This window comes from Kitasatospora sp. SolWspMP-SS2h (assembly GCF_003259315.1).
Classification (GTDB): Bacteria; Actinomycetota; Actinomycetes; order Streptomycetales; family Streptomycetaceae; genus Kitasatospora; species Kitasatospora fiedleri.
In genome coordinates this window covers 40,588-64,970 of the sequence record NZ_QLLT01000030.1, presented here as the reverse complement: position 1 = coordinate 64,970, position 24,383 = coordinate 40,588, and the positions used below count along the sequence as shown (strand labels likewise).

At 75.5% G+C, this 24,383-nt stretch carries 17 protein-coding genes; 7 read left to right on the top strand and 10 right to left on the bottom strand.

The features are described from left to right. Positions 1–71: 71 nt before the first annotated feature. Positions 72–1,289: a hypothetical protein gene (locus K353_RS28780; RefSeq protein WP_111556435.1), complete on the bottom strand. Its 1,218-nt coding sequence runs from the start codon at positions 1,287–1,289 to the stop codon at positions 72–74. A 69-nt stretch (positions 1,290–1,358) separates the two neighbouring features. Continuing rightward, the gene (locus K353_RS28775) at positions 1,359–2,969 is read right to left on the bottom strand and encodes an endo-1,3-beta-xylanase (protein WP_111556434.1); all 1,611 of its coding nucleotides are present in this window, start codon (positions 2,967–2,969) and stop codon (positions 1,359–1,361) included. 314 nt (positions 2,970–3,283) lie between these two features. Between K353_RS28775 and K353_RS28770 the strand changes: the two genes are divergently transcribed. The 5 genes from K353_RS28770 to K353_RS28750 all read left to right on the top strand — a co-directional run bounded on the left by K353_RS28770 (position 3,284) and on the right by K353_RS28750 (position 9,851). Continuing rightward, positions 3,284–4,576: an extracellular solute-binding protein gene (locus K353_RS28770; protein ID WP_111556433.1), complete on the top strand. Its 1,293-nt coding sequence runs from the start codon at positions 3,284–3,286 to the stop codon at positions 4,574–4,576. Between the two features lie 252 nt (positions 4,577–4,828). Next, positions 4,829–5,800 carry a carbohydrate ABC transporter permease gene (locus K353_RS28765; protein ID WP_111556432.1) on the top strand — a complete coding sequence of 324 codons (972 nt, stop codon included), beginning with the start codon at positions 4,829–4,831 and terminating at the stop codon, positions 5,798–5,800. Between the two features lie 25 nt (positions 5,801–5,825). Beyond that, positions 5,826–6,728: a carbohydrate ABC transporter permease gene (locus K353_RS28760; RefSeq protein WP_111556431.1), complete on the top strand. Its 903-nt coding sequence runs from the start codon at positions 5,826–5,828 to the stop codon at positions 6,726–6,728. 83 nt (positions 6,729–6,811) lie between these two features. Next, on the top strand, positions 6,812–8,707 hold the full coding sequence (locus K353_RS28755) for a glycoside hydrolase family 43 protein (RefSeq protein ID WP_111556430.1): 1,896 nt from the start codon (positions 6,812–6,814) through the stop codon (positions 8,705–8,707). 97 nt (positions 8,708–8,804) lie between these two features. Then, positions 8,805–9,851, top strand: coding sequence for a LacI family DNA-binding transcriptional regulator (locus K353_RS28750; protein WP_111556429.1), 1,047 nt, complete (start codon positions 8,805–8,807; stop codon positions 9,849–9,851). Positions 9,852–9,901: 50 nt separating this feature from the next. Here the strand turns inward: K353_RS28750 and K353_RS28745 are convergent, their stop codons facing one another. From K353_RS28745 to K353_RS28710, 8 genes are all read right to left on the bottom strand, one after another. Continuing rightward, on the bottom strand, positions 9,902–10,651 hold the full coding sequence (locus K353_RS28745; RefSeq protein ID WP_111556428.1) for a TetR/AcrR family transcriptional regulator: 750 nt from the start codon (positions 10,649–10,651) through the stop codon (positions 9,902–9,904). A gap of 142 nt (positions 10,652–10,793) precedes the next feature. Further along, entirely contained in the window at positions 10,794–12,338 is a 1,545-nt protein-coding gene (locus tag K353_RS28740; RefSeq protein WP_111556427.1) for an MFS transporter, read from the bottom strand. Between the two features lie 65 nt (positions 12,339–12,403). Further along, positions 12,404–13,666: an MFS transporter gene (locus K353_RS28735; RefSeq protein WP_111556446.1), complete on the bottom strand. Its 1,263-nt coding sequence runs from the start codon at positions 13,664–13,666 to the stop codon at positions 12,404–12,406. Further along, positions 13,663–14,229, bottom strand: a complete 567-nt coding sequence (locus K353_RS28730; protein ID WP_233533889.1) for a MarR family winged helix-turn-helix transcriptional regulator — start codon at positions 14,227–14,229, stop codon at positions 13,663–13,665. The genes K353_RS28735 and K353_RS28730 overlap by 4 nt, the downstream gene beginning before the upstream one ends. Before the next feature lie 44 nt (positions 14,230–14,273). After that, positions 14,274–17,999, bottom strand: coding sequence for an SAV_2336 N-terminal domain-related protein (locus K353_RS28725; protein WP_111556426.1), 3,726 nt, complete (start codon positions 17,997–17,999; stop codon positions 14,274–14,276). After that, positions 17,996–19,030 carry a MoxR family ATPase gene (locus K353_RS28720; RefSeq protein WP_111556425.1) on the bottom strand — a complete coding sequence of 345 codons (1,035 nt, stop codon included), beginning with the start codon at positions 19,028–19,030 and terminating at the stop codon, positions 17,996–17,998. The genes K353_RS28725 and K353_RS28720 overlap by 4 nt, the downstream gene beginning before the upstream one ends. Next, positions 19,027–21,129, bottom strand: coding sequence for a trypsin-like peptidase domain-containing protein (locus tag K353_RS28715; RefSeq protein ID WP_146616591.1), 2,103 nt, complete (start codon positions 21,127–21,129; stop codon positions 19,027–19,029). The genes K353_RS28720 and K353_RS28715 overlap by 4 nt, the downstream gene beginning before the upstream one ends. A gap of 22 nt (positions 21,130–21,151) precedes the next feature. Continuing rightward, positions 21,152–21,628: a CU044_2847 family protein gene (locus K353_RS28710; protein WP_111556423.1), complete on the bottom strand. Its 477-nt coding sequence runs from the start codon at positions 21,626–21,628 to the stop codon at positions 21,152–21,154. Positions 21,629–21,958: 330 nt separating this feature from the next. Here K353_RS28710 and K353_RS28705 point away from each other — a divergent pair, with 330 nt between their 5' ends. Next, complete coding sequence (locus K353_RS28705) at positions 21,959–23,890, top strand: potassium transporter Kup (protein WP_111556422.1); 1,932 nt, start codon at positions 21,959–21,961, stop codon at positions 23,888–23,890. A gap of 198 nt (positions 23,891–24,088) precedes the next feature. Next, a complete protein-coding gene (locus K353_RS28700) occupies positions 24,089–24,325 on the top strand; it encodes a hypothetical protein (protein ID WP_111556421.1) in 237 nt (78 codons plus the stop codon). Positions 24,326–24,383: the final 58 nt, after the last annotated feature.

Here is a 24,383-nt window from a genome sequence, read left to right as displayed (position 1 = left end):
CCCGCCCGCGGGGCTCCCACGGGCGGGCTGCTCCCACGGGCGGGCGGTGCGCACCCCGGGCCGGGCCGGGGTCAGCGGCAGCGGGTGGTGAAGCCGGTGCCGGCCAGGCCCTGGCAGAAGGCGGTGCGGGCGGCGCCGTAGCGGGAGATCCGCCCGTCCACGAACCAGGTGCTGTCCGGCGGGAAGTCGAACGTGCCGTCGGGCACCGCGTCCCAGCCGTAGCGGAAGTCCAGGTCGATGTAGGTGACGGCGGTGATCACCCGGGACAGGTCGTACGTCCCCGGCTGGTTGGGGATCGGCCCGCGGTAGTCGAGCAGCCCGAACAGCCGCTGCACCCACAGCGCGCCGCGGGCCTGCTCCAGGCCGTCGGTGGCGCCGTTGTCGGCGGTGAAGTTCATCATGCCGCCCTCGGAGACGATCATCGTCTTGCCGTGGTCCTGGGCGAACTTCATCATGCCGAGCACGTTGCCGTCGTAGTCCCAGTCCTTCCAGACCGCCGCCGGGTTGCCCCAGCCGTCGGTCCCGATGTACGGGTTGCGGCACTGGAGGGTGCCGGTGTCGTAGTTGCCCGGCGGGGTGCCGTTGTACAGGTAACCGTGGTCGTAGACCGGCAGGCACAGCTCGTGCGCGAAGACCGAGACGCCGATCCGGTCGACGGCCGCGTCCCCGGGGTAGAGCTGCGCGTACTCGCCGCGCACCGGGTGGTAGACGTACTGGACGTTGCCCTGGTGCCTGGCGCCGTCGATCAGCGAGCGGATCCGGGCGAAGGCGCCCTTGTACGAGGAGCAGCTGGCATCGGTGCAGTGGAAGGCGCTGCTCACCTCGTAGTCGAGGCGCAGCAGGAAGGTCGCCCGCGGGTACTGGTTGACGAAGTCGATCAGCGTCGCGAAGCGGTCGGCGTACCGGCCGTCGGCCAGCTCCTGGGTGACGGCGCGCGAACGGGCCGCGCGGTCGCCGCCGGTGTAGCCGGGCGGGTTGTCCTTCCAGCTGATGCCGATCTGGACGGTGCGGCCCTGGGCGGCCAGGAAGGCGGCGTAGTCGCGGTGGGCGGGCGAGACCCAGGTGCCGGAGGCGAGTTCGTAGTAGACGGAGCCGCCGGCGGGGGCGTCGGTGACACTGCTCAGGTCGTCCCAGGCGGCCCGGGTGGACTGCCCGGCGAGCAGGACGCGCTGCGGCGGGGCGGCGGCGGCGGTCGCGGCGGCGGCGCGGGGCGCGGTGCCGAACAGCAGGCCCGCGAGGAGGGCGAGCAGCACGAGCGGCAGGGCGGGCCGGTGCGTGGTCGGGTGCACGGGTTCTCCCGGTGGGGGTGGGGCCGCGGCCCGGCGGGTGGGCCGGGCCGCGGCGGGGGAGCGGGGGCGTCAGGCGGTGACGGTCCAGGTGGGGGTGGAGACCTGGAAGGTCTGGTCGGAGCGCTGGTAGTCGAACCAGTACGTCACCCGGTCACCGGACTTGACGGTGAGCGGCTGCTCCCAGCGCCCGGCCCCGGCGTTCCAGGTCAGGAAGTAGTTGGCCTGGGCGCCGCCGTTGACGGTGTAGTGCACGGTGACGAAGGTCGCGGTGAAGCCGTTCGGCTTGAACCAGAGCTTCGGGGCGGTGCCGGTGGCGAGGCCCTGGGTGTAGGGGGCCTGGCTGCCGCTGGGGGACGGGGACGGGGACGCGGTGGGGGAGGGCGTGGGCGTGGGCGTGGGGGAGGGCGAGCCGGGCGGCGGGGTGGAGCCGGTGCCGTTCACCCACTGGCCGCCGCGGAGCTGGTCCAGGAAGTCGGCGAGCACGGTCGGGTCGGCCTGCACCCGGGAGTCGCCCCAGTAGCCGTTGCCGCAGCCGGTGCCGCCGGCCTGGGCGCCGTCGGCGCACTGCCAGAGGGTCTGGGCGTCCCAGTTCGTGTTGATGTAGGCGGCGGCCCGGATGACGTCGCGGTTCTGGTTGATCCAGGCGAAGTACGGGGCGTACCACTGGTTCCAGATGTCCTGGCCGGTGGCGGCGGTCTTGTTCTTCCGGAAGATGCAGCTTTGGGTGTGGGCGCCGGTCTGGTACCCCTGCGGGGCGGACTCGGCGACCATCACCGGCTTGCCGTGCGCGCGGGCGAAGTCCAGCACGCGGTTCTGCAGCGCGACCGGCGCGGTGTCGTAGCTGCTGCAGCCCCACTGGGTGGCCAGTGAACCGGAGTTGTAGAACGAGGAGAGCGCCACCCAGTCGACGTACTGGTCGCCGGGGTACCAGGCGTCGTAGTGGTGCGGGTCGGTGACGACGTAGTTCCACTCGGGGTGGTCGGGGTTGGCGTTGAGCGGCCAGGCGGCGCTCTGCCAGACGGTGGCGACGTTGTTCGCGCCCAGGGCGTCGATCCGGCCCTTGATGTACGCGAAGGCCTGCTTGTAGAAGTCGGCGCTGTAGCAGTTCCACGGGCCGTCGAACTCGTAGCCGATCCGCAGGTAGACCGGCCGGTTGTAGCCCTTGAGCGAGCCGACCAACTGGTCGACCTTGGCCCGGTACTGGCTGATCAGGTTGGGGCTGCCGGCGGTCACGTCGCTGTCGTTGCGCCCGATGACGGCGCGCAGCGGCTGGTTGTTGCAGCCGCTGGTGGCGTCGGAGAGGTACAGGCCGACGGCGAGGGCGGAGCCCGGGTACTGGGCGAGGGTGGAGTTGAAGTCGACCCGGCCCGCGCCCCAGTCGGCGGGGCCGACGATGCCGGCCAGCGGCTCGGGGCTGCCGCCGAGGACGAGGTTGGTGTAGAGCGTGACGCCGCCCGGCTTGGGGGCGTTGAGCGACGCCTTGTCCAGGACGTCGCTCTTGTAGGCGGCGAGCGTGTCGCTGTCCTGGCCCATGATCGACAGGATCTTCCCGTCGGCGGGCAGGTTGCGGGCGCTGACGGCGGCCTGGGCGTGCTGCTGTCCGGCCGGTGAGGCGAGGACGGCGGCCGCGGCGGTGAGGACCGCGGCCGCGGCGAGTCCTGCTCTGCGGAGGGGGCGCATGGAGGTGCTCCTTGGCGTTCCGTCGGGTGGGGACTCGAATGGTGGTGACCTCCGAATCATCGCGTCAACAGTGTCGTAAACATTCGCCCGTCTCCGCAGTTGAGGGCCGGTCGATCCGAAACAGTGCGCCGGGCTCCCGCTGCCTCCGTCGGGAGTTTGACCTGCCATCCGTTCCGAAACTTCGAACGAAACAGTTGACATTGAGTTTCGGTGAGCGGCAGGTTGTGTGCGACACCGCCGCGGTCGGAGCCGAGCGCCCCACCGGCCGGGCCCGGTGACGCTCCCACCCTTACCGCCCCTTCCGGAGGCTCCCCATGGGCTCCCCCCGCCCCCGCAGATCTCTCTCGCTCGCCGCCCTCGCGGCGGCCACCGCCCTGCTCGCCACCGCCTGCTCCTCCGGCGGCGGCTCCGGCGACTCGGCCGGCGGGAAGATCACGCTGACCGTCGCGACCTTCAGCGACTTCGGCTACAAGCCGCTGATCGCCGAGTACCAGAAGTCGCACCCCGGCGTCACGGTCAAGGAGCGGGTCTCCCAGCTCGACCAGCACCACAACAGCCTCTCCACCCAGCTGTCCTCGGGCAGCGGCGCGGCCGACGTCGTCGCGATCGAGGAGGGCTACATGCCCAAGTTCCGCGAGGTGAAGGACAAGTTCGCCAACCTCGCCGACTACGGCGCGCTGGAGCGCAAGGACGCCTACCTGCCCTACAAGTGGGCGCAGTCCACCGCGGGCGACGGCTTCGTCATGGGCTACGGCACCGACGTCGGCGGCCTGGCCATCTGCTACCGTACCGACCTCTTCCAGCAGGCCGGCCTGCCCACCGACCGCGCCGAGGTCGCCAAGCTCTGGCCCACCTGGGACGCCTACTTCAAGACCGGCGAGACCTTCCGCGCCAAGGTCGCCGACCACGCCTGGTTCGACTCCGCGGGCAACATCTTCACCGCGATGATGAACCAGACCGAGTTCGGCTTCTTCGACGGCTCCGACGCCTACATCGGCGACACCAACCCGAAGGTGAAGCAGTTCTTCGACGCCACCGGCAGCGCCGTCGAGCAGGGGCTGTCGGCCGCGCTCTCCCCGTTCAGCCAGCAGTGGAACGCCGGCATCAAGCAGGGCAGGATGGCGACGATGACCTGCCCGGCCTGGATGACCGGCCTGATCCAGTCCGCCGCGGGCCCGGAGAACGCCGGCAAGTGGGACATCACCGCCGTCCCCGGCGGCGGCGGCAACTGGGGCGGCTCGTTCCTGACCGTCCCCAAGCAGGGCAAGCACGTCAAGGAGGCCGCCGAGCTCGCGGCGTTCCTCACCTCGCCCGAGTCCGAGAAGGCGATCTTCCAGGGCCCGACCGGCTCGCTGCCCTCGCTCACCGGCGTCCTCAACGACCCGGCCGTCCAGGGCACCAAGCAGCCCTACTTCAACGACGCGCCCACCGGCCAGATCTTCGCCGCCTCCGCGAACGGCCTCACGCCGAGCTTCCGCGGCACCAAGGACCAGCAGGTCCGCGTCCCGTTCGGCAACGCCCTCGGCCTGATCGAGCAGCAGAAGGCGAGCACCGCCGAAGCCTGGGACAAGGCGCTCGCCGAGGCGAAGAAGAGCCTCGCCCACTGACCCGCGCCCGCCGCGCCCGCCGCGCGCGCCGCGCCCGCCGCGCCCGCCGCGCGCGCCGCGCCCGCCGCGCGCGCCGCGCCCGCCGCGCGCGGCCTGCGGCCCGGTGGCCGCCGTCCGGCGGCACCCCCGACCCCGGGGCAGCCCCCGTCCCGCTCCGGGCGCTGCCCCGGACCACTCCCCGCCCGGTCCGCCCCCGCCGCGGACCGGGCCCGGGCCCCGCCCGTCCGCCCGCCCCACCCCGAGGAGTACGCCATGGCGGCCACCACCAGCCCCGGCGCCGCGACCGGCCCGGGCCGTCCCGCCCGGCCCGCCCGGCCCGCCGGGCCGCGACGCCGCGGCAACCCGCTGCGGCACCTGCCCGCCTACAGCTTCATCGCCCCGTTCTTCCTGGTCTTCGGGATCTTCGGGCTCTACCCGCTCGTCTACACCGGCTGGGTCTCGCTGCACCACTGGAACCGGCTCACCGGCGACGCGGGCTTCGCCGGGCTCGACAACTTCCGCGAACTCCTCGCCGACCCCGACTTCTACACCGCCACCTTCAACACCCTCAGCATCTTCCTGCTCTCCACCGCCCCCCAACTGCTCCTCGCCCTCGCCGTCGCCTGGCTGCTCGACCGCCGCCTGCGCGCCCGCACCACCTGGCGCGCCCTGGTCCTGGTCCCGCAGTACGTGTCCGTCGTCGCCGTGGCCCTGGTCTTCTCCCAGCTCTTCGGCCGCGACTTCGGCGTCGTCAACTGGGTGCTGGAGCAGACCGGCCTGATCAGCGACCCGATCGACTGGACGGCCGACACCTGGAGCTCGCACCTGGCGATCAGCTTCATGGTGATGTGGCGCTGGACGGGCTACAACGCCCTCATCTACCTCGCCGCGATGCAGGCCGTACCGCGCGAACTCCACGAATCGGCGATGGTCGACGGCGCCGGGCGGTTCCTGGCCTTCCGGAAGATCACCCTGCCGGCGATCCGGCCGACCGTGCTGTTCACCGTGGTCATCTCCACCATCGGCGGCCTGCAACTGTTCGCCGAGCCGATGCTCTTCGACCAGCAGGGCAACGCCGAGGGCGGCACCGAGCACCAGTTCCAGACCCTGACGCTGATGCTGTACAAGTACGGCTTCGTCAACAACGACGCCGGCTACGCCTCCGCCGTCTCCTGGGTGCTCTTCCTGATCATCGCCGTCATCGCCGCGGTCAACGCCCTCCTCGTCCGCCGCTCCGGCCGCTGACCCACCGCCAGGGAGACCAGCCACCATGGCCACCACCACCGACACGCCCGTCCGCCCCGCCGCGCCCGCCGCCGCCCGCCCGCCCGCCCGGAGGACCGGGCCGCGCCGCCACGACAGCGCCGGACCGCTCGCCTACCTGCTGCTCGCGGCCGTCGTCCTCGCCTCGGTCTTCCCGCTGTACTGGACGTTCGTCGTCGCCTCGCACGGCGACAACTCGGTCCTCTCCGGCGCCACCCCCTCCCTGGTCCCCGGCGGCCACCTGCTGGAGAACGTCCGGCGGGTCTTCGATACCGTCGACTTCTGGAAGGCGATGGGCAACTCCGTCACCGTCGCGGCCTGCACCGCCGTCAGCAACGTGCTGCTCTCCTCGCTGGCCGGATTCGCCTTCGCCAAACTCCGCTTCCCCGGCCGCAACCCGCTGCTCGTCGCCGTCATCGGCACCGTCATGGTGCCCACCCAGCTCGGCATCATCCCGCTCTACCTGCTCGTCACCGACATGGGCATGTACGGCAAGCTGTCCGCGCTGATCGTGCCCGCCCTGGTCTCCGCCGTCGGCGTGTTCTGGATGCGGCAGGCCATGACCGAGAACATCCCCGACGAGCTGATCGAAGCCGCCCGGATGGACGGCGCCGGCCCGCTGCGCACCTTCCGGCACGTCGCCTGGCCGGGCGTCCGCTCCACCGCCGCCGTGCTCGGCATGTTCACCTTCATGTTCGCCTGGAACGACTACTTCTGGCCGCTGATCGCGCTGCCGCCGGAGAACGGCACCGTGCAGATCGCGCTCAACCAGCTCGCCGCCGGGTACTACACCGACTTCACCCTGATGCTCGCCGGGGTGGTCGTCTCGGTCGTGCCCGTGCTGCTGCTGTTCGCCGTCCTCGCGCGCCGGATCGTCGCCGGCGTGATGGCCGGCGCGGTCAAGGGCTGAGCCGCCCGCCCGCTCCCAGGCCCCTCCGTCCGTTCCCGCCCGTCCACTCGCACCCCGTCCGCCCGTCCGACCCGAGGAGCCCCATGACCGCCGCCGCACCGACCGCAGCCGCCGGCGGGGTCGACGCCGCACCGCAGGCCGGCCCGCCCGCGACGATCCGCAACCCCGTCCTGCCGGGCTTCCACCCCGACCCGTCGATCCTGCGCGTCGGCGCCGACTACTACCTCGCCACCTCCACCTTCGAGTGGCTGCCCGGCGTCACCCTGCACCACTCCACCGACCTGGTCAGCTGGCGCCCGCTCGGCGGCGCCCTCGGCGAGAGCAGGCTGCTCGACCTCACCGGCGTCCCCGACTCCGGCGGCGTCTGGGCCCCCTGCCTGTCGTACGCCGACGGGCGGTTCCACCTCGTCTACTCCGACGTCAAGAGCCTGACCGGCGCCTACAAGGACGTCCGCAACCAGGTGGTCACCGCACCGACGCCGCACGGCCCGTGGTCCGACCCCGCGCCGCTGCCCGGGCACGGCTTCGACCCCTCGCTGTTCCACGACGACGGCCCCGACGGCGACGGGCGCAGCTGGCTGCTCTGGCTGGAATGGGACCACCGGCCCGGCGCCAACCCGTTCTCCGGCATCCTGCTGCAGGAGTACGACCGGACCGCCCGGCGCGTCACCGGACCGGTGCACCGCGTCTTCGACGGCACCGCGCTCGGCTGCACCGAGGGGCCGCACCTGTACCGGCGCGGCGGCTGGTACTACCTGATGACCGCCGAGGGCGGCACCTCCTGGGCGCACGCCGTCACCGTCGCCCGCTCCCGCGCCCTCACCGGGCCCTACGAACCCGACCCCGCCGGGCCGCTGCTCACCTCCGCCGGCCGGCCCGAGCTGGAACTCCAGAAGGCCGGCCACGGCAGCCTGGTCGAGACCCCGGACGGCGAGTGGTACCTCGCCCACCTCGCCGCCCGCCCGCTCACCCCGCTCGGTGCCTGCGTCCTGGGCCGGGAGAGCGCGATCCAGCGGATCGAGTGGACGGCCGACGGCTGGCCCCGGCTGGCCGGTGGCGGCAACGCCCCCTCCGTCGAGGTGCCCGCCCCCGCCGCGACCCGCTCCGCGGCCCCCACCGGTGCCGGGGCCGCCGGTGCCGCTGGGGCCGGGGCCTTCCGTGCGGTGGATGCCGCCGGTGCGGTGGAGACCGGCGGTGCGGTGGAGACCGGCGGTGCGGTGGAGGCCGTCGGGTTCGGTGCCGACCGGCCCGGCCCCGCGTGGATGACCCTGCGCCGCCACCCCGGCCCCGACTGGATCTCGCTCGACCGCGGGCGGCTGCTGCTGCGCGGCGAGGAGTCGCTGTCCTCCCGGCACCGGCAGAGCCTGCTGGCCCGCCGCTGCGCGCACACCGAGTTCCGCTTCGAGGCCACGGTGGACGCCGACCCCCGCTCGCCCCGCCAGGCCGCCGGACTCGTGCACCTCTACAACACCGAGCTCTGGCACTACCTGCACCTCAGCTGGGACGAGGCGCTCGGCCGCGTGCTGCGCCTCGGCGTCTGCGACCGCGGCAGGTACCGGGAGCCGACGGCCCCCGTCCCGGTCGGCGCCGGGCCGCTGCGGCTGCGGCTCGACGTGCGCGGCGCGGACGCCCGGTTCGCCTGGGCAGCCTGGACCGCCGTCGGCGACGACAGCGACAGCGACGCCGAGGCCGAGGCCGACGGCGGCGGGCCGGACCGGGAGGGCACCGGGCCCGGGCCGCGTTGGCAGGACGTCGGGCCCCGGCTGGACGCCGCCCGGCTCTCCGACGACTACGCCACCGTCGGCGACGAGAGCACCGGCCACTACACCGGTTGGGGATTCACCGGCGCCTTCACCGGCGTGTGCGCCCAGGACCTGACCGGCGCCCGGATGGCCGCCGTGTTCTCCGACCCCGTCTACCGCGCCCCGGCCCCGGTTCCGGCTCCAGCGCGGGTGGGACGGCAGCACGGTGAGCACTGACCCGCCCCGCGGCCGCGCGCACTATCCTGCTGTGACCCGGGGCGGGGCCGGCGGACCGGCCGCCCCCGGACCGCGGACCACGAGGAACGGACGGCAGATGGCGGGCCAGGCACGACACAAGGTGACGATCGGCGAGATCGCCGCCGAGGCCGGTGTCTCCAACGCCACCGTCTCCAAGGTGCTCAACGGGCGCAGCGACGTCTCCGCCGCGACCCGCGAACGCGTCCAGGAGATCATGGACCGGCACCACTACCAGCGCCGCCGTCCGCGCCGCCGCGGCGGCATCGTCGACCTGGTCATGAACGAGCTGGACAGCCTATGGTCGATCGAGATCATCCGGGGCGCGCAGGAGGCCCTGGCCGAAGCGGGCGTGAGCATGGTGCTCTCCGCCGTCCACGGCAGCAGCACCGGCACCGGCGAGTGGCTGGAGCAGATCGCGGGCCGCCGCTCGGACGGCGCCATCCTGGTGGTCTCCGACCTGACCCCGCGTCAGCGCGCCCGGCTCGCCGCGCTGAAGGTGCCGTTCGTGCTCGTCGACCCGGTCGGCAGCGCGGACGCCGGAGTGCCCACCATCGGCGCCACCAACTGGGCGGGCGCGATCTCCGCCGTCGACCACCTCATCGGCCTCGGCCACCGCCGGATCGCGCACCTCGCCGGCCCCCGCCAACTGCTGTGCAGCCGGGCCCGCGCGGACGGCTACCGGGCCGCCATGGAGCGCGCCGAACTCGCCGTCCCCGACGGCTGGCTGCGCTTCGGGGAGTTCAACGACGCCTCCGGTCGGCGCCAACTGACCGACCTGCTCGACGAGACCGCCGCCGCCGGCGGGCTCCCGCCGACCGCCGTCTTCGCCGCCAGCGACCTCCAGGCGTTCGGCGCGTACACCGCCCTGCGCGAACGGGGTCTGCGCATCCCGCAGGACATCAGCATCGTCGGCTTCGACGACGTCCCCGTCACGCGCTGGAGCGACCCGATGCTCACCACCGTCCGCCAACCGCTCCAGGACATGGCCGCGATGGCCGCCCGCACCCTGCTGCGCCTGGTCGACGGCGAGGAGGTCGACCTGCCGCGGGTCGAACTCTCGACCCGCCTGGTCCAGCGGGAGAGCACCGGCCCGGTGCCCCCCGGACCGGACACCCCGCAGTAGGGCCGCGGCGCCCGAACGGCCGGGCGGACCGGGCGGCCGGGTCGGACCGGTCAGCCGAGGTCGGCCTGCATGCCGGCGAGCAGCCAGTCCAGGGCGCGGTGGAACTCGCGCTCGCGGAGCAGGTGTTCGGGCTCGCGGGGGTGGTCGGGGAGGACGCCGGAGTCGGCGAGGCCCGGGAGGTCGCGGACGGCCTCGGTGATCTCCTCGACCAGCTCCTCGGTGCTGGTGCCGGCCTCGGCGGCCTTCTCGGCCCAGTTCACCTCGGTGGAGGTGAAGCCGTAGGTGTACTGGAAGATCGCGGAGAGGGCGGCCATCGCGTCCGTCCCGGAGAGCGGGGAGGCGCGGGCGATCTCCAGGGCGCGGGCCGAGAAGCGGACCGAGTTCGGCCCGATGTTCAGGTAGTCGGCGTAGATCCGGACCGCCCAGGGGTGCGCCAGCATCGCGGCCCGCCACGTCACGGCGAGGGCGCGCAGGCCGGACTGCCAGTCGGTGCCGTCCCCCGCCCCGGGCAGCACCATCTCGCCTGCCACCACGTCCAGGGCGAGCTCCAGCAGGTCGTCCTTGTCGGCGACGTACCAGTACAGGGACATCGGCGTGACGTCGAGCCGGGCGGCCAGGGCGCGCATCGAGAACTTCGCCTCGCCCTGCGCGTCCAGCAGCCGGACCGCCGCGGCGACGATCACCTCACGGTCCAGGCTGCCCGGACCGCCCTCGCCCGCGCGCGGGGAACGGCGGCCGCGCACCGGCCCCGGGGTGAGCCACACGCTCTTCTTGACCTGCGAGGCTCGCTTGGTGGCCACGCTGCTCCTTCGCTTCGACGGGGTGCCACCACGGTACGGCTCCGGGCCCGTGCGGCGAGCACGGGCCCGGCGGGGGACCGGCCCGGACCGGCCCGGCGGGGGCCGGAGGGAAGGGAGGGGAGGAGGCCGGAGGGGGCGGAGGTCAGTGCGGGGCGGGGACGGCCTCCGGCTCCGGCCGGGCCGCGGGGCCGGCCGGGGCCGGGCGGTCGGCGCGGTACAGCAGGGCGGCGGAGAGCAGACCGCCGAGCAGCACGGCCGCCGCGCCGATCAGCTGACTGGACGTCAGCCCGTGGGCGAAGGAGCTCCGCACCGCGCCGCGCGCGGCCTCGCCCGGGGCGGCGGCCAGGGCCTCCGGCAGCGACTTCGCCGCCGCGGTCGGGACGCCCTCCGGCAGACCCGCCGCGAAGCGCGAGCCGAGCACCGCGCCGAGCACCGCCACGCCCAGACCGCCGCCGAACTCGGTGATCGTGCCCTGCACGCCCGCACCGGCCCCGGCCCGCTCTGGCGGGATGGCGCCCATCACGGCCGCCGCCATCGCCGGGCCGGCGACCGCGATGCCGCAGCCCATCAGCAGCAGCCCGGCCAGCAGTCCCGGGTACCCGTGGCCCGAGCCCATCGCGGCGAGCAGGGCCAGGCCGCCGGCCAGCAGGCCCATGCCGAGGGCGACGGCCCCCGCGAAACCGATCTTCGGCAGCAGCCGGGCGCCCACGCCCGACAGGTTGAGCAGCACGATCACCAGGGCCAGCGGCGACATCCGCAGGCCCGCCTCCCACGGCCGGTAGCCGAGCACCAGTTGCAGGTACTGGGTGAGCAGGAACAGCGAGCCGGCCATCCCGAAGGCGACCAGGATGCCGCCCGCCACCGCGCCGTTGAAGCGCCTGTCCCGGAAGAAGCCCATGTCCAGCATCGGGGTGGGGGTGCGGGCCTCCCAGGCGACGAAGGCCGCCAGCGCGGCCAGGCCGGCCACCGCCGCGAGCAGCACCGGGCCGGAGCCCCAGCCGTGCACCGGCCCGGAGATGATCGCGTACACCAGGCCGACCATGCCGACGGTGGACAGCACCGCGCCCGGCACGTCCGGCCGGCGGCCCGACGGGTCCCTGCTCTCCGGGAGCAGGCGGGCGACCGCGGCCAGGCCGAGCAGCGCCACCGGGATGTTGACCAGGAAGATCGAGCCCCACCAGAAGTGCGCCAGCAGCGCGCCGCCGAGCAGCGGGCCGCCCGCGAAGCCCAGCGAGCTGACCGCCCCCCAGATGCCGACCGCTTTCGGCACCTCGGGGCCGTGGAACACCTGCATCACCACCGCCAGCGTGGTGGTCATCAGCAGCGCGCCGCCGATGCCCATGCCGGCCCGGGCGGCGATCAGCTGCCCGGAGGACTGGGCCAGGGCCGCCGCCGTCGACCCCAGGCCGAACAGCGCGAGACCCACCAGCAGCGCCCGCTTGCGCCCGTACCGGTCGGACAGGCTGCCGGCCGTCAGCAGCAGGCCGGACTGGACCAGCGCGTAGGCGTTGATCATCCACTGGACGTCGGCCGTGCCCGCGCCCAGGTCCTCCGTCAGGGAGGGGACGGCCACGTTGAGCACGGTGTTGTCGAGCAGCACCACCAGCGTGGCCAGGCAGACCACCGCCAGGATGACCCACCGCCGCGGGTGCGGAGCGGCGGTCGGGGGGACGGACGGCTGTGACAAGGGGGCTCCCGGGGACGGCGGGCGCGGCCGGTCGACCGCGCGTTGTACACCGTAGAGGAGTCCTTCTACGGTGTACAACGGATTTCCCCGGGATCGGGCGGGCGGCGCAGTCCGGGGGTGGCGGTTCCGATCAGGGCGACGGCGGCGAGGCAGAGCAGGCCGCCGCTGATCAGGGCGGTGGTGCCCGAGGTGGCGGAGGCGACCAGGCCGCCGCGCAGGTTGCCCAGGTCCGGTCCGGCCTGTCCGACGACCTGCTCGGCCGCGCCGACCCGTCCCAGCAGCGCGTCCGGGGTGTGCAGTTGGACGACGGTGCCGCGGGCGACCACGGACACGGTGTCCGCCGCACCGGCCAGCACGAGCAGCCCCAGCCCCGGCCACGGGCTCGACACCAGGCCGAACAGGGCCAGTGCGACGCCCCAGGCCGCGGCGGCGGCCAGCATCACCGGTGCCTGGTGCGGCCGCCGGGTGAACGCCCCCGACAGGACGGAGGCGGCGACGCCGCCCGCCGCGATCGCGGTCAGGAACAGCCCCAGGGTGCGCGGGCCGCCGTCGAACCGCTCCGCGTTGACCAGCGGGAACAGGCTGATCGGCATGGACAGCACGGTGGCGGCCAGGTCGGTGAGCAGCGCGGCGCGGACGACCGGCGTCCGGGCCAGGAACGCCAGGCCGTCCCGCACGTCGCGCAGCCCCGCGCGGCCCGCCCGGGCGGTGCCGGGAGCGGCGTCCGGGCGCATCCGGGGCAGGCGGAGGGTCGCGTACAGGGCGGCCGCGAAGCTGAGCGCGTCGGCCAGGTAGCAGCCGCCGACGCCCGCCCACGCCACCAGCAGCCCGCCCAGTGCCGGGCCGAGCAGCATCGCGCCCTGGAACGCGACCCGGTTCAGGGCCAGGCCCGCCGCCAACTGCCCGGGCGGGAGCAGCCGGGGCGGGAAGGTCCGGGCGGCCGGGCCCGCGACCGCGACGAAGACGGACTGCCCCGCCACCAGCGCGACCACCCCGGCGGGCGGGAGGTACCCCAGCGGCGCCTGGGCCGCGAGCAGCAGCGCGCACCCGGCCTGCCCGGCGGTGGCCAGCAGGTACGGCGTCCGCCGGTCCGAACGGTCGACCAGCGCGCCGGCGAACAGCCCGAGAACCAGCAGCGGCACCGCCTGGGCCAGGCCCACGGCGCCGGTCCACACCGTGCTGCGGGTGTGCTCCCAGACCTGGAACACGACGGCCACCAGCGCCATCTGGCCGCCGAGGCCGGAGACCGTCCCGCCGAGCCACAGCCGCCGGAACGCGGGCGACTCGCGCAGCGGGGCGACGTCGAGCAGCAGCCGGCGGCCGGTCACCGCCACCGCGGGTCACCGGCCAGCCGTCCGAGGATCCGCTCGTGGAAGCTGCGGCGGGCCAGTGCCCGCTCGATGTCCTCGACCACCCGGCTGAGCGGGTACGGGATTTCGGCCTCCAGCTCGGCGAGCGCGGCCTCGGTGGCCTCCCACTCGGCGGCCAGCCGGCCGACCACCTCCCGCGCCTTCGCGGTCAGCGCGACCTCCTTGCTCCGGGCGTCCGCCCCGGGCGCGGTCTCCACCCAGCCCGCCCGCCGCATCGCGGCCACCTTCTGGCTGAGCGCCGAGTGCGTGTGCCGCACCGACTCGGCCAGCTCGGTGATGGTCATCGGCCCGCGCGCGTGCAGCCGGAGCAGCTCCGGCACGAAACTCGGCCGCAGCCCCTCGACGGGCACCTCGGCGTAGACCCGGCCGATCTCCTCGTCCATCGACGCCTGGAGCAGGCGGAGCGGGCGCCAGAGGCTCAGCTCGGTGGGGTCGACGGGGCCGGCTGGGTCGTGTCGGTCGTCTCGGTCGTCTGGGTCGGCGGGCCCGACCGGGCCGGCGGGGGCGGGGGTCTCGGTCACGCGGGGCACTGTAACAGCGCTTGTACAAGTGCTGTCGCATCTGGTCAGGGCACGGTGGGCGGGGCCGGTTCGCCGGGGAGGGGGGTGCCGGTGCGGACTAGGGTGACGTCCGGGGCCGGGGCGATCCGGGTGCCGGGCGGGAAGGGGAGCGGCTCGTCCGGGATCAGGTCCTGCCAGTCCGGGGCGCCGGGGCCGGGGAGGCGGTAGCGGGCGCCGATGTCGGTGGCCCGGACGGTGACGGCGCCGTCCTGGAAGGAGACCAGCAGGGGGGCGCTGTCGACCGAGAGGGAGAGCGGGAACGAGGACCCCTCCTCGACGGTGAACTGGCCGGAGCAGAACTGGTCGGTGACGGCTTTGAGGTGGGCGACGGCCGGGCGGGGGGCGGCGGGGAGCAGGGGGGTGCGGTGTTCGGTGCAGACGGCGTCCAGCCCTTCGACGCTGGGCAGCGGCGGCGGGGTCGGGCCGGGGGCGTAGCGGGCGCACCCCTCGGTCGGGCAGCGCCAGTTGCGCTGCGCGAGGTGGCCCAGGTCGGCGGAGGACGGCCGGGGGGCGGGCGCGGGGCGCGGCAGCAGCCGGAGGGTTCCGTCGGGTTCGGCGTGCGGGACGAGGCGGGTCACCCACCGGCCCAGCGGGCCGTCCGGGAGGGCCGGGTCGGAGGAGATCACCGGGGTGTCGAGGATCGTGGCGAGTTCGAGCAGCCGGGCCCGGTGCGGGGCGGCGGCCTCGACCAGCTCGTTGTCGATCCAGTCGCGGACGACCGCGCGGTCCCGGCGGTCGAGGCCGTCCAGGACGGCCGGGTCGACGACCGGGTGGATGCCGGTGGCCGGGTCCCGGCGGTGGCCGATCAGGGCCCGCAGGAGCGCGTGGACCTGCTCCACCAGGCCGGCCGGAGTCGAGCGGATCAGGTCCGTGAGGTCGAGCAGCGCGTCGGCGGCACCCGGGACGGTGGTGAACGCGCCTTGGATTCGGTCGAGTCGGGCCGGGTGCGGGGTGGAGTGCGGGGCGCCGAGCCGGTCCAGCGCGGCGGTGGCCACGACCGCCCACCAGTGGCTCCCGGCGGCCAGGGCGAGGTCCAGGGCGAGCCGGTAGGCGTCGGCGGCCCGGGTCCGGTCGACGGACTCGAGGCGGTGACCGCCGTCGACGGCGTCGCAGATCAGCGACTCGTCCCGGCCGGGGCGGAGCGGCACCGCGCCGGGGGTCGGCGTGGCCAGGGGGTCGACCAGCAGGATGCGGGCCCCGACGCCGGTCAGGGCGGACAGCAACTCGTCGGGCCGGGGCGGGGCTCCGCCGTCCGGTCGGCGGGCGCTGAGGATCAGCAGCAGGTCCGTGCGGTGCAGGGCCAGGTGCTCCAGGACGGCCTCCCGGTCGGGTCGTTCGAGCCCCATCCGCTCGCCGAGCTCCTCCCACCGCCGGGCGGGGTCCAGGCCCTCGCCGGGCACGCGGACCTGCCGGACGCGGTCGGTCAGCGGGCCGAGGCAGCGCAGGACCGTGGCCAGCGGCAGCCGCGTGGTGGTGTGGAACTCCCGCGGGGCGGTGTCGTGGCGGCCACCGGTGAGCCAGGACACCAACGCGTCCAGCAGGTGCGCGGGTTCGGGCTCCCGCGCTTCGGCGGGCCCGGCCCCGGGGGTGAAGAACGGCAGCAGGTCGTCCGTGGTGTCCGCCGTGGCGAGGGTGCCGATGTGCAGGCGTTCCCGCAGGTGGACCCCGGTCTCGGGCGACTCGAAGACGCCGACGGCGAAGGCGGTGAGCAGGCCGGACACGTTCTCGGAGAAGACCGGGGCGGGGGAGTTGCGGACCAGCAGGGTGAGGGCCGGTCTCCCCGGCGGCGGGGTGGCGGGTCCGGCGCGCAGCGGGTGCTGGTCGACGATCAGGAGCAGACGGCCGAGGCGGCCGAAGGCGCGGCGGAACTCCTCCAGCCCGACGCGGCGGATCCGGCGGGGGCGGGTGGCGGACAGGCCGTCCGGGAGCAGGAGTTCGGCCTGCTGGCCGAAGGCGGCCATCGAGTGGCCGGCCAGGTAGACCGCCACCAGGTCCCCGGGGCCGAGGCGGACCTGCCGCGCCCAGGCGCGCAGCACGTCCACGGCGCTCCCGTCGCCGGTCGGCCCGGCCTGCTGGTAGCCGAGCCGGCCGAATCCGGTGGCGACCCGGGCGGCCGCCCTGAACAGGCCGGCCGCGTCGGGTTCGCCCTCGCCGGGGACGGCGGCCCCGATGACGCGGAGGAAGAAGCGGCGGCCCGGGGCGGGGACGGGCACGGGGGCACCGGTGTGGGCCCAGGGGCGGGCGCCGGCGGGGAGGGTGAGCGGGCCGTCCGGGTCCGGGAAGAGCGCGGTGAAGCGGGCGCCCAGCACGGCGGCGTGGGCGGCCAGGTGCGCGGAGACGGTGTCCACCACCTGCTGGGCCTCGTCGCGGCGCAGGGTGGCGAGCAGGCGCTCCCGGACACCGGGGGCGAACTCGTAGGCGCGGCCCAGGGATTCGGTGGACGGATCGTCCGGGACGGCGCGCAGCAGGCCGCTGAAGACGATCTCGGCGAGGTCGGCGGGCGGGCTGTCGGGCAGCAGCGCGGACTGCACCAGCCGCATCACGCCGAAGTTGAGCGGTACGGCGGACAGCAGGGCGGCGAGCCGGAACACCCGGGGCTGGGCCTGGGCCAGGAAGGAGTCGAAGTCGCCGGTGGGCAGGGCGGGGCGGTCGTCGGCCGGGGGTCCGGCCGGCGGCCGGGACGGGCGGCCGGGGGCGAGCAGGACGGCGGGCGCGTCGTAGGCGTGCGGCCCGGCGGTGGCGCGGGCCCACGGGGCGAGCCACTCGGGGGAGAGCCCGAGGACCGGCACGGCGAGGGTGCCGGGCGGCTGCGGGGGCGGGACGAGGGCGTACGGGGTGAACCGGGGGTGCGGGTCGGCGGGGGCGGCGGTGCGGAAGCGGCCGGGCTCGGGGGCCAACGCGGTCTGCGCCCACAGGTGTTCGGGCAGGGTGTGCAGGACGGCGGTCGGCCCGGCCTGGGCCCAGCGGCGCAGGGCGGCGCGCAGGCGCGGCCCGGCCCAGTCGGGGTGGACGCCGTCGGTGAGGACGAAGGTGGCGGTGCGGCCGGGCGGCCGGGCGGCGGTGTCGTCCTCCGGGGCGTCGGGGCCGGTCAGGCGGTGCAGCCGGACGTCCCGGAAGATGCCGGAATCGGCCAGCAGGGTGGCGAGTTCGCGGGCCTGCGGCTCCCACAGCGCCGCGCTGTCGCCGTGCGCGTCGACGATCAGCCGGACGCCGAGCCAGCGTTCGACGGCGGGCACCAGGACCGGCCACCAGCGCGGGTCGCGGGCGAGGCGTTCGGCGGTGGCGTCCTCGTCCAGCGCGGTGCGGTCGGCGGACGGCACGCCGCGCTTCAACGGGCGCAGCGCGCGGGCGAGTTCGCGGCGGCGGGGGAGGGCGCGGTCGGTGCCGACCCGGACCGGCGAGGCGGACAGCGGCGGGGTGCCCGCGGCGGGCGCCGGGCCGGGCAGGTGGAGCGGGCGGCGCGGGGCGGGGAGCGGATCCCGCCGCGCGGGGCGGGGGTCGGCCCGGTCGGTGGGGACGGGGCGGTGGACGCCGGGCCGCTGGAGCCTGACCGAGGCGGTGTCGACCTCCCCGGGAGCGGGGGACGGGCCGCCGCCGAGGCGGGCGTGCAGCCACAGCAGGTCGGCGAGTTCGCGCCCGGTCGGGGCGGGGCCGTCCGGACCGGTGAGGTCGGTGAGCAGGGCGGCCAGGCGGTGGACGGCGTCCCGTCCCGGGCCGGGGACGCCGCTCACGGCCGGCCGGGCGGGGCGTCGTTGAGGTGCTGCATGACCAGGTCGAGCAGGCGGTCCCGGTCCGGCCCGGCCGCCCCGGCGGACGGCGCCAACAGGTAGACGGCGTTGAGGAGTTGGTCGGTGGCCAGCTCCCCGGTCGCGGCCCGGGACAGGAACGCCCCGACGGCGGCCTCGGCCGCCGCGCCCGCGCCCGGCAGGTGGGCCTCGACGATCGCGCGCAGCCGCGCGCCGTCCTGGTGCGCCGACGGCAGGTGCAGCCGGATGCAGCGGCGCAGGAACGCGGGCGGGAACTCCCGTTCGCCGTTGCTGGTCAGGACCACGAACGGGAACGCCCGGCACTGCACCGCCCCGCGGGTCACCCGCACTGCCGGCCCGCCGTCGTGCGGACGCACCGCGACGGTCGGCTGCTGGTCGGCGGCCCGGGTCAGCTCCGGGATCTCGAAGCCGCCCTCCTCGAACACGTCCAGCAGGTCGTTGGGCAGGTCCAGGTCGCCCTTGTCGATCTCGTCGACCAGCAGCACCCGGGGCAGCGCGTACGGGGCGAGCGCGGTGCCGAGCGGGCCGAGGCTGACGTACCGCCCGAGGTCAGTGGCGTCGGACGCCCCGGCCGGGGCGTCGGGCCGGTGGCGGGCCAGGCCGGCGTCCTCCAGGCGGCCCAGCGAGTCGTACCGGTACAGGCCGTCGCGGAGCGTGGTGCGGCTGTTGACGGACCAGCGCAGCACCGGGCCCAGCCGCAGTTCGCGGGCCACCGCGTCGGCCAGGGTCGACTTGCCGACCCCCGGGTCGCCGCTGACCAGCAGCGGACGGCGCAGGTAGAGCGCGGTGTTGACGGCGTCGACGGTGCGCTCGTCGGCCCGGTACGCGGCCCGGTGCGGCAGGCGGCGGCGGCCACCGCCGACCGCGTCGCGGTCCACGGCGGCCAGGGTGCCGTCCCGGCCGCCGTCGAACTCCCGCCAGGGCGGCGGGGGCGGCAGGTCGGCGATCCGGTCGTGGGGTCGGTCCACGCCCTGGTAGATGCGCCAGAGGGTCATCGCGGGAGTCCTTCCGTGGCAGGGGCGGGGGCGGGGGCGGTGGATGCGGTGGAGGGGGCGGGGGCGGTCACCGGGGAGGGGGCGGCCGGGGCGAGCCGGGTGCGGGGCAGTTGGCGGGCCGGGTCGTCCCAGAGCAGCACCACCCGGTCGCCGAGCGGGGCGTCGGGGGCGTCCGGGCCCGGGTGCCGTTCCGCCTCGTGCAGCTCGGCCTCGTTGCGCAGGTCGCGGATCCGGTCGGGGGCGGCGTCCCGGTGGGTGTCGGCCAGTGCCGTGCGGGCCGCGCGCAGGAAACGGCCGTCCGGACAGTCGCCCCGGCCGGGGGCGGTGCAGCCGGTGGCGCAGGCGCCCTGGTCGAGCGGGCGCGGGTCGGTGCCGCGCTCCCACAGCATCACCGGCACGCCGGAGGCCACCGCCACCCGGAACGCCTGCGCCAGCGCACCGCCGCGCGGGGCCCCGGCCAGGACCAGCGCGGCCAGCTCCGGAGCGGTGTTGAACGCGGCGTCCAGCGCCTGCGGACGCTGCTGCCGGCCGCGCCCGCACACGCAGACCAGCGCCCGGTCGAGCGACTGCCCCGCCAGGTGCTCCCAGCGCATCAGCCAGGGGCGGTGCAGCCTCGGCTCCTGGTGGCGCTCCAGCGGGCGGACCACCAGCCGGTGCTTGCGGCCCAGCGTCCACCACTCCAGCTCCGGCCAGAGCCGCCAGCCCGCGTAGTCCTCGTCCAGGGCCTCGTGCGGCAGGATCAGCTCCACCAGCGCCGGCCGCCCGGCCGCCCCGTCCAGGGCCTCCAGCGCCTCCACCGTCTCGATCTGCGGCGGCAGCGACTCGGCCAGCAGGCGCAGCGCCTGGGGGAGCGTCAGCTCGGCGGACTCGGGGCCGGCCGGGACGATCTCCTCCGCGCCGCGGAACTGCCACACCCGCACGTGGTAGCGGCTGCGGTCGCGCAGCGAGTGCCGGACCCGGCCTATCACCGAGGGGCGCACCGCAGCGGCCGGACGGGACGGGTGCTGCGGCAGGGCGGACGGCGGGCTGCTGTCGATCCGCTGCCGGGCGGCCTCGCCCCGGCCGGTCTCCCCGGCCCGGATCAGCACCCGGTCGCGCAGCGCGCGGGTGAGCGGCGCGTCCCCGGGCAGGGCGCGCACCAGGTCGGCGCAGTAGGCGAGTTCGGGCGTCAGGTGGTCGCCGCCGAGGGTGACCCGGGCGGCCAGCTCCTGGTAGACGTCGCGGCGGTCGAGCAGCGGCAGGTCCGGTTCGAAGGTGCCCGGCGGGGCGGCGCGCAGGAACGCGGCGCGCAGGTCGGCGGCGGAGTCCGGGGGCAGTTCGGCGAGCAGCGCCAGGAACGCCCGGTCCGCGGCGCGTTCGGCGGTCCGGGCGGCGAACCGTCCGGCGGTCCGGGCGGCGGCGGGTCCGTCCTCGTACCCGGTGGACGGCGGGGCGTCGGCGAGCGAGCGCCAGCGGGCGTCCACGGCGTGGAAGCGGTCGTGCGCGGACAGCACCCGCCGGTACGCCGCCGGGTCGAGCAGCCGCAGCGCCGACACCGGCACCCCGTAGCCGCCCATCGCGCTGTCCTCCTGCCGGGTGGCCTTCACCACCGCCGTCACCCCGCCCGAACGGTGGCTGAGCACCGGCCCGCCCGACAGCCCCGGGTTGACCTCGCCCGCCACCAGCTCCAGCATCGCCCGCCCCGGCTGCCCGGTCCGGCCGCCCGCTGCCAGGACGGCCGTCCGCGGACCGAGGTCGCGGGTGAAACCGGTCGCCGTCACCCGCGTCCCGGACGGCGGCGCCTCCGGATCCAGCCAGACGCACGGGTGGCCGGGCGGCGGGTCGGCCAGCTCCAGCAGCGCCAGGTCCGGGAACGGGTAGAGCGGTCGACCGGCGGCCTCGGCGGCGTCCGGCGCGGCGGCGAGCACCGTGGCCGGGTGCGCCGCGCCCTCGTACTCCACCCAGGCCCGCTCGCCCGCCGCGCCGCCGGCGACGTGGGCGCAGGACAGCACGAAGCCGGGCGCGACGAAGAACCCGCTGCCCTCGGTCCGGCCGTCCACCCGGACCCGGCAGCGTTCCAGCAGCGCCTGCAGGGCGGTCAGCGGATCGAAGTTCCGCATCGGGCGCGGGCCCCCGCCGCGCTCAGGCCCCGGCGGCGGGGCCGCGGGGCGCACCGGAACCGCCGGGCGCACCGGAACCGCCGGGCTCGTCGGACCCGCCGGACCTGCCGGGCGCGTCCGGCCCGTCGGACCCGCCCGGCTCGTCCGGCTCCTCGGCCGGGGGCTGTTCGGCCGGGGGCCGCTCGGCGGACGGGCCGCCGGAGGTCCACTTGAGGGCGACCTTGAAGGTGGCCTTCCCGCCGACACCGGTCAGCGCGGCCACCACACCGCCGCGCCCGGCGGCCAGCTCCAGCCCGAACTCGACCGACACCTCGTCGGGCCGGACCGCCGCGACCGCGTCGCGCACATTGGCGGCGACGGCGTGCAGCGACTCCTGAAACCCCTCCAGCCGGGTGGCCAGCTGGTCGCCCAGCCCGGTGTCGCGCGGACCCGACGGGCCGTCCACCAGCGCCCAGACCGTCTGCCCGTCCGGCATCGCCAACTCGACCAGCTGCTGCATCTCCCCGCCCCTCGCCACGGCGCCGCTCCCCACGGCGGCCCCCATGCTAGTGCCGCGGACCGGGCCGGAGCCCCGGAACCGGGCACCCGGACCGGGCGGAGGGGGTGCGGGCGGAACGCGCCGCGCGGCGGAGGCCCGGCGGCGCACGGCGGAGGCCCGGCAGGGCGCGGCCGACGCCCGGCGGGGCGCTCTCCGCGGCCGTCCGTCGTCCGGAGGTGATCGGTTCCGTCGGCGGGGTAGGCGGTGCGGCGGCACCGTACTGCCGTAGCTTCGAACCCGTTCAGGACTTGACCGAGTAGGGCGAAGCATGACCGAAAGAAGGCCGTCGCTATGACCGATCGCGGTTCCCCCGCGCTGCATCCCGCAGTGAAGGGCCCCGCCCGCCTGGCCCTGATCGTCGGGGCACTGGGGGTGGTGTTCGGGGACATCGGGACCAGCCCGATCTACACCCTCCAGACGGTGTTCGACCCGGACGACCCGCACCCGGTGCCGGTCAGCACGGACAACGTGTACGGCGTGGTGTCGCTGGTGTTCTGGTCGGTGGTGGTCGTCGTGCTGGTCACCTACGTGCTGCTGGCGATGCGCGCCGACAACGACGGCGAGGGCGGCATCATGGCGCTGATCACCCTGATCCGGCGCTCGGGCGCGAAGGCCGGGCGGAAGGCGGCGGCCGTGCTGACCGTGCTGGGGATCTTCGGCGCGGCGCTGTTCTTCGGCGACAGCATGATCACCCCGGCGATCTCGGTGCTGTCCGCCGTGGAGGGCCTGGAGGTCGTCCAGCCCTCCCTGAAGGACGCGGTGGTGCCGCTGACGGCGGGCATCCTGGTCCTGCTGTTCCTGGCGCAGCGCCGGGGCACGGCGGCGGTGGGGCGGGTGTTCGGGCCGGTGATGATCCTCTGGTTCACCGTGGTCGGGGCGTGCGGCGTGCGCGGCATCACCGCGCACCCGCAGATCCTGCGCGCGCTGTCGCCGACGTACGCGCTGGGCTTCTTCGTCGGGCACTTCGGGACGGCGTTCTTCGCGCTCGCCGCGGTCGTCCTCGCGGTCACCGGGGCGGAGGCGCTCTACGCCGACATGGGGCACTTCGGCCGTCCCGCGATCACCCGGGGCTGGCTGTTCCTGGTGTTCCCCGCGTGCATCCTCAGCTACCTGGGACAGGGCGCGCTGATCCTGGACGACCCGGCGAACATCAGCAGCCCCTTCTTCCTGCTGGCACCGGGCTGGGCCCGCTGGCCGATCGTGCTCCTGGCCACCGCCGCCACCGTGATCGCCTCGCAGGCCGTGATCACCGGCGCGTACTCGGTCACCTCCCAGGCCGCGCAGCTCGGCTACCTGCCGCGCCTGCGGATCGCCCACACCTCGGAGTCGACGATCGGCCAGATCTACGTCCCGTGGGTCAACTGGCTGCTGATGGTCTCCGTGCTCACGCTGGTCTTCGCCTTCCGCAGCTCCGCCGCCCTGGCCTTCGCCTTCGGCATGGCCGTCACCGGCACGATCACCATCACCACCCTGCTGTTCTTCTACCTGGCCCGCACCCGCTGGCACACGCCGCTCTGGCTGCTCGCCGTCGGCGCGACCGCGCTGCTCACCGTCGACCTGCTGTTCGTCGCGGCGAACGCCACCAAGTTCTTCCACGGCGCGTGGCTGCCGCTGCTGATCGGCCTGGCCGTGTTCACCGTGATGACGACCTGGCAGCACGGCCGGCGGACCGTCACCGCCGAGCGGGAGCGGCGCGAGGGCCCGCTGCGGGAGTTCGTCGACCAGCTGCACGACGGGCGGGTGCCGGCCGCCCTGGTCCCCGGCACCGCGGTCTTCCTCAACCGGGGCAAGGAGACCACCCCGCTGGCGCTGCGCGCCAACGTCGAGCACAACCACGTCCGGCACGGCCAGCTGGTCATCCTGTCGATCAGCACCGAACCGGTGCCGCGCGTCCCGGTGGAGGAGCGGTGCGTGGTCGACAGCCTCGGCTACGGCGAGGACGGGATCGTCCACGTCACCGCCAGGTACGGCTACATGGAGACGCCGGACGTGCCCGCCACGCTGGCCCTGCTCGACCCGGCCGACACCGAGGGGACGCTCGACCTCGACCAGGCGTCGTACTTCCTGTCGAAGATCGAGCTCCGTCGGGGCGAGCAGCCGACGATGGCGCCCTGGCGCAAGCGGCTGTTCATCGCCACCTCCTACATCACCTCCGACGCCGCCGAGTACTTCGGCCTGCCCCGGGACCGGACGGTGATCATGGGCGCGCAGATCGAGGTGTAGCCGGTCCGGGGGAGCGGTGCGGGGAGGCGGCCCGTCCACCGGTGAGGGCGCACCCCGTCAACGTTCCGTCAGGGCGGACCGGATCGGTGCAGTCGCCGCGTCAAGAACCGGCCGGTCCGCGGACGGCGGGTGTCCACTGGAGGCACGGACGGGGCCTGCCGGAGGCTCCCGCCGCTCCCGGACGAAAGCGACCACGCCATGACCGACCTGCGGCTCGTCCCCGCGCTGCCCGCACCCGCACCCGCGTCGACGGCGGACCGGAACGGGTCCGGCGGAGCGGACCTCCGCCGGCCACCGCGCGGCCCGGCGCCCGGGGCGCTGCCCGACGGCACCGGCGGCACCGGCGGCACCGACGAGGACCGGCAGGCACCCGGCCGGGCCCACCGGGCGGTGGGCGCCGGGCACTGCCGCTTCGCCGCGTCCTACGAGGACTGACCGCACGCCTCCCGCCGGAGCCGGGGGCCGCCCCGCCCGGCGGCCCCGGCCCGGTGTG